Origin of the sequence: Streptomyces sp. SID11385 (assembly GCF_010548245.1) — a bacterium.
Lineage (GTDB): Bacteria > Actinomycetota > Actinomycetes > Streptomycetales > Streptomycetaceae > Streptomyces.
This window is the reverse complement of sequence record NZ_JAAGLR010000717.1, coordinates 1-10,842: the sequence shown is the minus strand read 5'-3', so window position 1 is coordinate 10,842 and position 10,842 is coordinate 1. Positions and strand designations below refer to the sequence as shown.

Genomic DNA, 10,842 nt, shown 5'->3' with positions numbered 1-10,842 from the left:
GCCCGGCACGCGGGCCGGGCGGGGTACGCGGGCCGGGCGGGCCCCGCTGGCGCACGGGGCCCGGTGGCGCACGCGGATTCGCCGGCCGCGGGTCTCGCGCAGTGCGGCGAGGAGCTTCCCGAACCCAGGGCTCCGCGCCGTGCCCTCACCGCACCACTGCGCGAACGGGCGTCCGCCGCACGGGAAATGCCCGACTCGACCTCATGTTCCACGTCCGACCGCGTCCATGAGAACGACGTAAGTGGCCAGGCCGACGGTGGTGAGCCAGTTGTGTCCGCACGTCGCGGACGCCCTTCGGAGGTTCTCAGCGGTCAGCCCGAACTGCGCCGGCCCCTGAAGCGCGCCCGCCCCGGCAGGAGCAGGAGCAGGAGGCTCCAGTACTGCGTCACCGGTACGGCGAGGGCGACGGCGAACGCGACGACCACGGCGACGACGTTGATGCGGCTGTCGGTGTACAGGTGCGCGATCCTCCGGCGCATCTCTTCCTCGTCTCCGGCGACCATGACCGGGTTGCCCTTGAGGATCTTCAGCATGGCCAGTCGGCACAGCATGCCGACCAGGAGCACGGCGTAGTAGAACGCCGCCACGAACCGGTCGCCGCCGCCGAAGGCGCCGATCATCTCCGTCGGGAGCGGGAGCACGACGACCGACAGCAGCCACCCCATGTTCCACACCGTCAGGGAACGGGTGATCTTGTCGACCGTCGAGAAGGCCCGGTGGTGCTCCCGCCAGATGTTCGCGATGACCGCGAAGCTGAGCAGAAAGCTCCAGACCTGGTCGAGGTGACCGGTGATCACCTCGCGGGCGCCCTCGTGGGCGGACGCGGCCTCGGGGACGAGGTCCACCAGCGGCAGGATCAGCAGGGTGATGGAGATCGCCGTCACCGCGTCGGTGAACAGCACCAGCCGCTCCCCCGAGACACCCCCCTCGATCCTGTCCGGCGCGGCGGCCGACGCCCCTCCGGGGTCGCCCCCGCTCGTCCCGGTCCCGCCGCCGACGCCTCTGGCACTCACGTCTCCGCACCTCTCCTCGGTCTGCCCACCGCACCTGCCGTCGCCGGGGCGCGGGTGAGCGAACGTTCGCATCATCTAGGGGTTGTTCAGGTTCGATCTCGCGGGAACTCCCGCTACGCGCACGTCCGCCGACGCCTCGGCCGGCCGGACCACTTCCGCCGTCAGCCGGGGGCGGCCTCGCGCGGTCGGACGCCTCCGGGCCGTCGACGGTACGGAGCACGCCCTATCTCCAGCAGGGACAAGGGCAGCGCCAGGCCGGGCAGGGCGCCGACGGGGAGCCCGGGGAAGGGGCATTCGCAGGACCCGCGTCGACGGCGGCTACCGCGGGCACCCCGCCGAGTCGTCGTGCGCCGCCCGGTCCGACGGACCGGTGCAGCGGCCGATCGCGGTGCCGGTCACCCGGCCGTAGCCCCTTCGACAGCGGCTGCCGCCTTCTCCAGGATGGCCGGATCGAACAGCGTGCCGGGGTGACGCAGCATGTAGGACACGTTGTTGAACGCTCCTGACACGGCCGGGTCGACCAGGGCGGCACGGACGATCTGTTCCATGACGCGGCGCTGCCGCCGCACCTCCTCCGGTACCTCGGTCCCGTTCTCGGCGTCGATGCGGGCGGCGTCTCCTCCCGCGGACACGGCCCAGGCCGCGTCGACGACCACCTGCTGAAGACGGAAGAACTCCGTGGCCGCCTCGCCGGGATCGGCGCCGCTGTCGAGGTAGGAGGCCAGGCAGGAGGCGTGCAGAGCGGCGGAACTCATGCCCTGGCCGTAGACCGGGTTGAACGACGCCACGGCGTCGCCCATGCCGACCAGCCGCGCCGGCAGGCGGCCGGCCTCGGTGAAGTGGCGACGCCTGCTCTCGGCCTGGTGGTACGGCACCACGTCCCGCGTGACGTCGCCGCTGGTGATGTCGCCGAAGATCGCGGGCAGCAGGGCGCAGTTCGCGCGGAACTCGTCGATCGTCCTGCCGGGCCGCTCGTCGCCGTAGCCCATCAGCATGACGAGCCACTGCTGCCCTTCGGTCGCGGTCGCCGCCGCCACGGACACCCCGCCCGACGGGTACTGCGGTGTGAACAGTTGCAGCACGGTCGCTGTTTCCAGCTCCGCGAGCTTCGCCGGGCGCTCGAACAGGGCGGTCGCGTAGTTGACCGGTGCTTCCAGCCGTTCGAGCCGGGGCTGGTCGTAACCGTCCTGCGCGAGCCAGTTCGACAGCCTGCTGGAACGTCCCATCGCGTCCACGGCGAAGTCCGCCGCGATGACCCCCTCCGCCCGTTCTCCCCGGCCGCCTGTCCCGGTCCCGGCGAAGCGCACGCCGGTGACGGCGCCGTCGTCGTATCGCAACCCGGTCGCCCGCGCCCGCAGGACCGAGACGTTGGGCAGGGCGGTGACCCGGTCCCGGACGAGGGTTTCCAGCAGAGGACGCCCGATGGCGAGGAAGCGGTGGTCCACGCCGTCCCGCACCTGGCGGACGTCGTCGTGGCCGACGAACTGCTTGTCGGGTCCGACGAGCGACGCGCCCCGGTCCTGCGCCTCCCGCGAGACGCCGGGAAGCCACCGTTCGACCCACAGCCGGCCGGCCGGCAGCAGGGTGTGCACCTGCTGGTCCTGGGGTACCCCGGGGCGCGGCCCGGCCTCCTTCGGCAGGTCGTCGGGCTCGACGATGACGACCTTGCGCGCGCGGTCGGAGAGCACCCGTGCCGCGAGGAGCCCCGCGATGCTTCCGCCCATCACGCAGGCCGTGTCGAACAGGACGGGTGCGTCGTGCGGCGGCTCGGCGCCGACGAGACTCTCGAAGAGGGTCAGCACGGATTCGGGCACCGGAAACTCCAGTCGGTGGGTGGAACGGACCTGGACCGGCGAATCAGCGTCCAGGCAACTGGAACAAGGACCCGGAGATCCGGCGGAACCCGCTCGTCCCCGAGGAGAGCGGACGCCGCCCGCCCATGCTCACAGGACCCGCGCGCCGGCGACTTGTACCGGACTGCCCCTCGCGTTGTACTTCCGTGCCATCCGTGTCCGCGCGGTGAGCCCGGCCGCGGGCGGTGGCCCAGGGGCCGGGTACCTTGATCCGGATGAGCACCGAAGTCAGCGCGTCCCGTTGGCGGATCGGGGACCCCGCGACGCCCGTGGTCGACATCACCGTGCCGTATGCGAACGAGAACCGGGACCGCGTGCTGCTCGGGGAGTGGCGCCGGCAGGGCGGCGAGCGGGTGCCGGCGCCGCCCATGCGGCTGCCGCGGCACAGCGAAGGGACGTACCGCGCTCGCATCTGGAAGCAGAACCTGCTCGACTTCTTCCTTGAGGACCAGTACAGCGACGCCGTCGCGGGGAGCACCGGTGGCCCGGGCGGGCACCTGGAGGACCGGATCGTGACGAGCGTGACGCTCAGCGGTGAGTGGCGCTTCGCCACCGGGGGGCGGCGAGCCACGGCGGCGGCCGGAATGCTGTGTGTGCGAAGGAACGAGGACCCGTGGGACTTCGAGATCGCCAGTGGTACGCGTGCGATCACCCTGGTCCTTCCCGCGAGCGAGATACGGTTCCCGGTGAACACGCGGGCGGTCACCGCGGAACAGTCGTCGCCCGCCGCGGCTCTTCTGCTCGCCCAACTGCGTCTCTGGGCGGAACTGGCGGACAAACTCGGTACCGCTGCCACGGGTGCGACCCGCAACGCGACCCTGGAACTGTTCAGAGGACTGATGAACGACCAGGTCATCGACGACGCGGAGTTCGCCCCCGCGCTCCTCAGGGCGGCGATGGACCACATCGAGAGCCGGCTGCTCGCCGACCACGACCTCAACCCCCGGGGGATCGCGGCGGCCCTGAACGTGTCCGTCCGCACCCTCTACCGGGCATTCGCCCGAGGGGCCATGTCGTCGGTCATGGGATACGTGCGCGAACGCCGTCTCGAACGCGCCAGGGCGGAGTTGATCTCGACACGCCTGACCGTGGCCGAGATCGCCGCGCGCTGGCACTTCGCCGACAGCAGCCATTTCGTCAAGGCGTACGAGAAACGGTTCGCCGAGGCTCCCAGCGCGAGGCGGTAGGACTTTCCGGCTGAGAGGCGGGACGGGCCCTGCTTCCCGTCGGGTGGTCCGGGCCGCGGGCCGTCGAGGACTCGGCTCACGCGGCGGTGCTACGAGCCCGAGGTTCGCGTGGAGCGGGGAGTGCACCGCCCCGCGCTTCCAGCCGCCTCACCAGGGGAGTGACCGGACCGGCGCCCAGACCCGTGCGGCTCGCAGCGCATGGGCTGTTGAGGCCGGGGCGCTGGGCGGTCGTGTCCCCGGACGGACTTCGCCGCCGGCTTCGGCGTTCTGCGTGGCTTGTCGCGTGGCGCACGCCCCCGGTGGAGTTGGCCGCTGGAAAGGTTGCCCACGACGCGAAGCGATGGGCAGGGGGCCGTGAGCCGCCTGTCGGCCGACGCGCGGGGCGGCTCAGCCGTGTGTGCGGGCTGGTGGGCCGATGACGGTGGTGAGCTGGAGTTTGGTCTCGTCCTCGCTGCCCGGGGCGGCGGTCATGATGACGATCTTGAGCTCGGTGTCGCCGTCGGTCAGGACATCGCAGTCCACCGTGACGGGGCCGACGGACGGGTGGTCGACCGTCTTGCGGATCTCGCGGTTCGCGGTCACCTTCCCCGTCGCCCACAGCTGGGCGAACCTCTCGTTGCCCGCGTCGAGGTCGCGGACCAGCGCGGCCAGGCGGCTGTCCCTGGGGAAGCGGCCGGTGGCGCGGCGCAGGTCGGAGACGAGGGCGGCGTCGGTGGTGCCGGGGTCCGTGTCGGTGACCGGCCACCGCACGAGGGGGGTCTGACCGGTTCCCACCGGGAACCTGTCGCGGGCGAAGTTGCGCATCCGCGGCGGCGAGGCCAGGGGGTCGCCCAGCAGGGCGGCCCACCCCTGGTTCCACCACACCAGTTGCCAGTCCGCCGCGAACACGGCAACCGGTACGTCCGCGAGGCGGGCGAGCACTCGTCGCATACCGGACGGGAGATGGTCTCGGATCGTGCCGTCCGTCGGCGGCACGATCCGGGCCAGCCGGTAGAGGTGGTCCCGCTCGGCGGTGGACAGCTGGAGGGCGCGTGCCAGGGACGCCACCACCGACGCCGAGGGTGTCGTGGCGCGCCCCTGCTCCAGACGCACGACGTAGTCGACCGACACTCCGGCCAGGTCGGCCAGTTCCTCGCGTCGCAGCCCGGCGGCCCGGCGCTTGCGGACGACCGGCAGCCCGGCGGCCGACGGGGTGAGCCGGTTCCGCCACGTGCGGATGGCCGCGCCCAGTCCGGCCCCGTGGGGTGTGGTCGTCATGCTTTTCATCCTCCCGCATCCCCGGTCCGGTGCGGGGGCGCGAGGGTGGTACTGGTCTTCCCACCGTCGAAGCGTCCCTGGTTCGGCTCCTTCGTCCCGGCGACCATCGAAGGCATGACGATCACTTTCATCACCGGGGCCAACAAGGGCATCGGCCGCGAGACCGCCCGCCGCCTTGCCGCATGCGGTCACACCGTTCTCCTGGGAGCCCGCGACCGGGAGCGCGGTGAGGAGGCGGCCGCCGCGCTGGGCGCACGCTTCGTCCCCATCGACGTGACCGACGACGCGTCCGTGGCCGCCGCCGCAGCGGACGTCGCCGAGCACGAGGGCAGGATCGACGTCCTGATCAACAACGCGGGGGTGCAGGGCCCCTTCGGCGATCCCGGCGACCTCACCGCCGCCGACGCCCACGCCGTCCTCGACGTCAACGTCGTCGGCGCCGTCCGCACCACCACCGCGTTCCTGCCGCTGCTGCGCCGCTCGGAGGACCCCGTGCTCATCAACGTCAGCAGCGGCATGGGCTCCCTCGCCCTCACCCACGACCCCCGCCGGTCCGAGTCGCACGTCGTCGCGCCGCTGTACACCGCCTCGAAGGCGGCGCTGACGATGCTGACCACGCAGTACGCCAAAGCGCTCAAGGACATTCGCGTCAACGCCGCCGACCCCGGCTACACCGCCACCGACATCAACGGTCACAGCGGCCCCCAGACCGTCACCGAGGGCACGGACGCGATCGTCGCCCTCGCCACCGAGGAGCCCGGCGCCGGCACCGGACGTTTCATCGACCGCCACGGCGAGATCGCCTGGTCCTGACACGCGGCGGCGTCGCGGGCAAGGCGCTTGCGTTCGCGGACGGTGAGGACGGCCTCCTCAGACGCTGGGGGCAGCGAACGCCGTCGTCGCCGCGATCACCGAGTTCGCCGAATCGATGCTCCTCGCGGGACCGCGCCCCGCCTCGCACGCGCGCCGGATCGGCATGATCCACGAGGCGCGGGCCCTCCTCGCGAAGCTGGAGGAGAGCCTGTAGGCGCGAGCCCGCGCGGTGGCGCGGTAGCCTGGGGGCGGCTCCGCGTTCGTACGGACGAGCGGGGGAGTCACGGCGGTGGGGCCCGCCGTTCCCAACCGCGGACGAGCCGCCAACGGTCCCTGCTTGCGAGGTGAGGTGTGCGCTGACGCGTGCGCCCCGGCGAGTGGGAGACCCTTCGTGACAGATATGAAGCGGCGTGATCCGGCGCCCGAACCCGTGGACCCCGATGTCGGCGCGGACGTGCCCGCGAGCGGGCTGTGGGACGGGCAGGGGCCCGTGTTCGCCGTCGTCGCCGCGGGCGGCGCGCTCGGGGCGGTGGCGCGGTACGGGGCTGCCGTGCTGTGGCCGACCGCCGGGGGCCAGTTCCCGTGGACGACCTTCCTCGTCAACGTCGTCGGCTGCGCGCTGATCGGCGTCCTCATGGCCGTCGTCGCCGAACTGCGCCCGCACACCCACCGCTTGGTGCGGCCCTTCCTCGGTACCGGCGTCCTCGGCGGGTTCACGACGTTCTCCACGTACGCGATGGACGTACGCGCGCTCTTCGTCGCCGAGCGGTACGCGGTGGCCGGCGCCTGCCTCTTCGGGACGATGGCGGCGGCGGTCCTCACGGTGTGGGGCAGCGCCTCGCTCGCGCGGTACGCGTTGCGGGAGCGGTTCGCCGCCGTCGCGGAAGCGGAGGGGGCGCGATGAACTGGCTGCTCGTGGTGGCGGGGGCGCTCGTCGGCGCGCCCGCGCGGTACGCCGCCGACCGCTGGATCACGGCGCGGCGCCGGGGGGCCTTCCCCTGGGGGACGCTGAGCGTGAACGTCCTCGCGTGTCTCGTCCTCGGCCTCGTGACGGGCGCGGCCCTCGCGGGCGCCGCCTCCTCGCACGTCGTCGCGCTCCTCGGTACGGGGCTGTGCGGGGCGCTCTCCACGTACTCGACGCTCTCGTACGAGACGCTGCGCCTCGCCGAGACCGGCGCGGGCCGCCTCGCGCTCGGCAACGCGCTCCTGTCGATGGCGGCGGGGCTCGGGGCGGGGTGCGCGGGGGTCGCGGTGGCGACGGGGGTGTGGGGGTAGGGGGCGGGCGATCAGTCCTGCGGGTCGTACGTGCCCGTGAACATGTCGACCAGGCGGCGGGCCGGGTCCTCGCCGAAGAGCATGTCGAGCGAGGCGGCGGACATCGCGGCGGTGTCGGCGGCGCGGGGGAAGAGGACGGACTCGTAGGCGGCGAGGGCCGCCTCGGTGTCCCCGGGGTGGGCGAGGAGCGCGGTGCCGAGGTCGGCGGCGTCGGCGAGCGCGAGGTTGGCGCCTTCCCCCGCGAACGGGGACATGAGGTGCGCGGCGTCGCCGAGAAGCGTGACGCCGGGGACGCGGTCCCAGGTGAGACCGGCCGGGAGGGCGTGGATACGGCGCGGGACGAAGCCGTGCTCGGCCTCGTCGAGCAGCCCGCGCAGGTGCGGGGCCCAGTCGGCGAAGGCGTCGAGGAGCAGCTCGCGGGTCTGCTCGGCGTCGGAGAAGTCGTGCGCCTCGAGCCATTCCTCGGGGGCCTGGAGCGCGGCGTAGATGTGCAGGGAGCCGTCGGTCTCGCGGTGGGCGAGGAAGCCCTGGCCGCCGCCGAGCGCGAAGCACATGCCGCCGCCGATGACCTCGGCGGCCTCCGGGTGGCGGGCGTCGGCGTCCATCAGGTCGAACTCGATGAACGAGATGCCCGTGTACGCGGGCCCGGCCGGGGTGAGGAGGGGGCGGACACGGGACCAGGCGCCGTCCGCGCCGACGAGGAGGCCGGTGGTGAAGACGGTGCCGTCGGCGAGGCTGACCTCGTGGCGCCCGGCGCCGAGCGGGCGCGCGCCGGTGACCTTGGAGTTCCAGCGCAGCGCGGACGCGGGGAGCGAGGCGAGGAGGAGGGCGCGCAGGTCCCCGCGGTCGATCTCGGGGCGGTCGCCCTCGCCGTCGTCCGCCTCCTCGTGGACGAGTGCGCCCGCCTTGTCCCAGACGCGGACGGCCTCGCCGCCGGGGTGCACCTTCGCGCGGAACTCCGCGTGGAGCCCCGCCGTGCGCAGGGCGGCCTGGCCCGTCTCCTCGTGGATGTCGAGCATGCCGCCCTGGGTACGGGCCTCGGGGCCGCTCTCCAGGTCGAAGACGGTCGCGTCGGCGCCGCCCTTGATGAGGACGCGGGCGAGGAGGAGACCGCTGAGGCCGCCGCCGATGATCGCGACGGGGTAGTGCGGGGTGGTGGGCGCGGGGGTGGGGGTGCTGGTCATGGCGGCCTCCGGGGGTGAGGGCGGGTGGTGGTGTCTCCACCGTAACGAACACGTTCGTGACGAACAAGTTCGGAGGAGGGTGAGGGGAGACACAGGGCCGGAGGCGCGGATGCCGGTGCGCGGCGGGAGGGGCGCGGCGGAGGGAGGCGCGGAGGGCCGGGTGGCGTGGCCCGGCCCCTCGGGGTCAGCGCAGGCTGCGGACGGGGAGGAGGACGTGGGCGGAGGAGGTGAGCATCTCCGTGTCGCCGACGAACGCGGCCAGCGCCTCCTCGGTGATCTCCCGCCCGGGGACGGCCTGCGGCCAGGGGCGCGTGGCGAAGATGAAGTACGCGTAGCCGCGCTGCTTGGCGGCGGCGAACCACTCCGGGGGGACCTCGCACTGCGCGTTGAGGTTCGGGGGCATGGTGAGCGCGGCCGAGCCCGCCTCGACGAGGAGGGTGAGGGGGAGCGTGGAGGTCTGCGTCCCGTCGAGGAGCGTGCCGCCGACCGGGAGTTTCGTGTCCGCGAGCAGGGCGAGGGCCGCCTCGGTGGAGCCCTCGTGGCCCGCCGTGCCGTCGCCGAGCGGGTAGGCGAGCAGGAACGGCATGTCGTGGTCGTCGTCGGGGTGCTTGCCGCTCCACGCCACGACGACGAGCGTGCCGAGTTCGGCGGGGCGGAAAACGCGCTGCGCGCTGTCGGTCGAAGTCACCCCCGGACCCTAGCGACTCCGCCCCGGCCGGCCCCTCGCTCTTTCACCTGTCCGGGGGAGCCCGGACCGGCCATCACTCCAAAGGGGAGCGCGTTTCGCACGGCCGTTCCGGTTGCCGTGCGCACGGCTCAGCCGCCGAGGCCACCGAGGTCGCCGACGCCACCGAGGCCGCCCGCACCACCGAGGTCGCCGAGGGGGAGGCCGCCGAGGAGGCCGGTGGCGGCGCCGGTCGTGGAGCCGTCCCGTACGAGCGAGGCCGGGTCGAGCTTCTGCTGCGGCAGGAGCGGCTTCGCCTCGCGGGCCACGGCGTCGACGGTCTTGCCGAGGGAGTCCGGCTTCGAGGGGTCGAGCGCGTCGTTCGCGACGGTGTCCACGGCGCCCTGGAGCTGCGTCGCGGCGGCGTAGTAACCGCCGTTGAGGCTGCTCGGGGTGAGGGCGGCGGTGTCCACGGCGGGCGCGGCGAAGGCGGGTGCGGCGGCGGTGGCGGCGGCGAGACCGCCGACGACCACGGCGGCGGCCTTGGCGGCGGAGGGGGAGGTGCGGGGCTTGCGGTGTTTCGCGGGCATGGGGAGTCCTTTCGGCGGTGGCGAAGACAGACCCCGGGGCTCGGGGGGTTCGAGGAGCGAGGGCCGGGGGCGGCGCCCCCGCGGGCCGACCGGTGGGGCGGCCACCGCACGCGCGGCGGCCGCCCCACCGGTCCATGCGTCAGGCGTTGACGCAGGTGTTGCCGAAGGCCGGGTTGAGCAGGCCGATGACGTTGATCGTGTTGCCGCAGACGTTCACCGGCACGTGGACCGGGATCTGCACCGCGTTGCCGGAGAGGACGCCCGGCGAGTGGGTGGCGGCGCCCTGCGCGCCGGCGTCGGCGGAGGCGAGGCCGGCCGAGCCGACGAGCGCGGCGGCGGCGACGGAGGAGAGGGCGAGGGCCCTGGCGGTACGCGACATGGCGAAGCGCTCCTTACGGTGTCGAGGGTCGTGCGGGCCCGGCCGGTGCCGCTGGCTGCGCCGCGGGCCGGGGTGCCGGGAGCTGGCCCGGCGTCTGCAACAACGCCGCCGGGGCCCCGCGCGTTGTGCCCCGAAAAGGTGAAACGCCGCCCGGCCCGGAGCGCGGAACACGCCGCACGCGGCCGATGATCACTGTGCGTGACTGCCCGTCGAGGGCGTCGTCGCTGGTGGGCGGGTGCGGGATGGGCCGTTCGGGGGGTTCGGCAGTCGATCTGACAAGTACACCCGAACTGCTCGGTCGATGCTGACGCGATCTCCGGGGGGCCGGGGTTAGAGTCCCGACGTTCCGCCCTTGTTGTCATGACTTGCCAGCAGTGTGCAATTCAGCGGCGTGTTGGGCGTAATGTCCCCTTTCTTGATCGTAGATCCGGGCTGTCCCGCCCCATACGCCGCCCCGGAGGGCCGTCATGCGAAGCCGACTCCCGCTGTCCGCCGTGGTGCGCCGTGGCGCGGCCTGCGTACTGCTCGCCCTCGCCCCCCTCGCCCAAGGCCCGCTCGCGGGCGCCGCCGCGCGGGGCGCGGAGGGGGCGACGACCGTACGGGGCGAGGGAGCGGGTGGCGCGGACG

At 73.5% G+C, this 10,842-nt stretch carries 11 protein-coding genes; 4 read left to right on the top strand and 7 right to left on the bottom strand.

Annotation, left to right across the window (positions count from 1 at the left end; genetic code table 11):
- Nucleotides 1-311 precede the first annotated feature (311 nt).
- Together G3I42_RS21750 and G3I42_RS21745 are read right to left on the bottom strand one after the other, a co-directional pair.
- Nucleotides 312-1,013: a TMEM175 family protein gene (locus tag G3I42_RS21750; protein WP_343244617.1), complete on the bottom strand. Its 702-nt coding sequence runs from the start codon at nucleotides 1,011-1,013 to the stop codon at nucleotides 312-314.
- A gap of 395 nt (nucleotides 1,014-1,408) precedes the next feature.
- Complete coding sequence (locus G3I42_RS21745; RefSeq protein WP_343244616.1) at nucleotides 1,409-2,827, bottom strand: FAD-dependent monooxygenase; 1,419 nt, start codon at nucleotides 2,825-2,827, stop codon at nucleotides 1,409-1,411.
- A gap of 254 nt (nucleotides 2,828-3,081) precedes the next feature.
- Here G3I42_RS21745 and G3I42_RS21740 point away from each other — a divergent pair, with 254 nt between their 5' ends.
- Nucleotides 3,082-4,053: a helix-turn-helix domain-containing protein gene (locus tag G3I42_RS21740; protein WP_164288381.1), complete on the top strand. Its 972-nt coding sequence runs from the start codon at nucleotides 3,082-3,084 to the stop codon at nucleotides 4,051-4,053.
- Nucleotides 4,054-4,440: 387 nt separating this feature from the next.
- Here the strand turns inward: G3I42_RS21740 and G3I42_RS21735 are convergent, their stop codons facing one another.
- Nucleotides 4,441-5,319 (bottom strand): helix-turn-helix transcriptional regulator, encoded by an 879-nt coding sequence (locus G3I42_RS21735; protein ID WP_164288379.1) that lies wholly within the window; start codon nucleotides 5,317-5,319, stop codon nucleotides 4,441-4,443.
- Nucleotides 5,320-5,424: 105 nt separating this feature from the next.
- Here G3I42_RS21735 and G3I42_RS21730 point away from each other — a divergent pair, with 105 nt between their 5' ends.
- The 3 genes from G3I42_RS21730 (at nucleotide 5,425) to G3I42_RS21720 (ending at nucleotide 7,398) form a co-directional block, all read left to right on the top strand.
- Nucleotides 5,425-6,123, top strand: a complete 699-nt coding sequence (locus G3I42_RS21730; RefSeq protein WP_164288377.1) for an SDR family NAD(P)-dependent oxidoreductase — start codon at nucleotides 5,425-5,427, stop codon at nucleotides 6,121-6,123.
- A 400-nt stretch (nucleotides 6,124-6,523) separates the two neighbouring features.
- Nucleotides 6,524-7,027: a CrcB family protein gene (locus G3I42_RS21725; RefSeq protein WP_164288385.1), complete on the top strand. Its 504-nt coding sequence runs from the start codon at nucleotides 6,524-6,526 to the stop codon at nucleotides 7,025-7,027.
- Nucleotides 7,024-7,398 (top strand): CrcB family protein, encoded by a 375-nt coding sequence (locus G3I42_RS21720; protein ID WP_164288375.1) that lies wholly within the window; start codon nucleotides 7,024-7,026, stop codon nucleotides 7,396-7,398. Before G3I42_RS21725 ends, G3I42_RS21720 begins: the two co-directional genes overlap by 4 nt.
- A gap of 11 nt (nucleotides 7,399-7,409) precedes the next feature.
- On the opposite strand, the gene G3I42_RS21715 is transcribed toward G3I42_RS21720, so the two are convergent.
- From G3I42_RS21715 to G3I42_RS21700, 4 genes are all read right to left on the bottom strand, one after another.
- Nucleotides 7,410-8,582: an FAD-dependent monooxygenase gene (locus G3I42_RS21715; protein ID WP_164288373.1), complete on the bottom strand. Its 1,173-nt coding sequence runs from the start codon at nucleotides 8,580-8,582 to the stop codon at nucleotides 7,410-7,412.
- A gap of 184 nt (nucleotides 8,583-8,766) precedes the next feature.
- A complete protein-coding gene (locus G3I42_RS21710; RefSeq protein ID WP_164288371.1) occupies nucleotides 8,767-9,270 on the bottom strand; it encodes a DUF5949 family protein in 504 nt (167 codons plus the stop codon).
- Nucleotides 9,271-9,398: 128 nt separating this feature from the next.
- The gene (locus G3I42_RS21705; protein ID WP_164288369.1) at nucleotides 9,399-9,836 is read right to left on the bottom strand and encodes a hypothetical protein; all 438 of its coding nucleotides are present in this window, start codon (nucleotides 9,834-9,836) and stop codon (nucleotides 9,399-9,401) included.
- 139 nt (nucleotides 9,837-9,975) lie between these two features.
- Nucleotides 9,976-10,215, bottom strand: a complete 240-nt coding sequence (locus G3I42_RS21700; RefSeq protein WP_164288367.1) for a chaplin — start codon at nucleotides 10,213-10,215, stop codon at nucleotides 9,976-9,978.
- Between the last annotated feature and the right edge of the window lie 627 nt (nucleotides 10,216-10,842).

What these genes read in the sequence shown, in the direction of transcription:
- G3I42_RS21740 (WP_164288381.1), top strand. Translation starts at nt 3,082, where the DNA reads ATGAGCACCGAAGTCAGCGCGTCCCGTTGGCGGATCGGGGACCCCGCG.
- G3I42_RS21735 (WP_164288379.1), bottom strand. Translation starts at nt 5,319, where the DNA reads ATGAAAAGCATGACGACCACACCCCACGGGGCCGGACTGGGCGCGGCC.
- G3I42_RS21730 (WP_164288377.1), top strand. Translation starts at nt 5,425, where the DNA reads ATGACGATCACTTTCATCACCGGGGCCAACAAGGGCATCGGCCGCGAG.
- G3I42_RS21725 (WP_164288385.1), top strand. Translation starts at nt 6,524, where the DNA reads ATGAAGCGGCGTGATCCGGCGCCCGAACCCGTGGACCCCGATGTCGGC.
- G3I42_RS21720 (WP_164288375.1), top strand. Translation starts at nt 7,024, where the DNA reads ATGAACTGGCTGCTCGTGGTGGCGGGGGCGCTCGTCGGCGCGCCCGCG.
- G3I42_RS21715 (WP_164288373.1), bottom strand. Translation starts at nt 8,582, where the DNA reads ATGACCAGCACCCCCACCCCCGCGCCCACCACCCCGCACTACCCCGTC.
- G3I42_RS21705 (WP_164288369.1), bottom strand. Translation starts at nt 9,836, where the DNA reads ATGCCCGCGAAACACCGCAAGCCCCGCACCTCCCCCTCCGCCGCCAAG.
- G3I42_RS21700 (WP_164288367.1), bottom strand. Translation starts at nt 10,215, where the DNA reads ATGTCGCGTACCGCCAGGGCCCTCGCCCTCTCCTCCGTCGCCGCCGCC.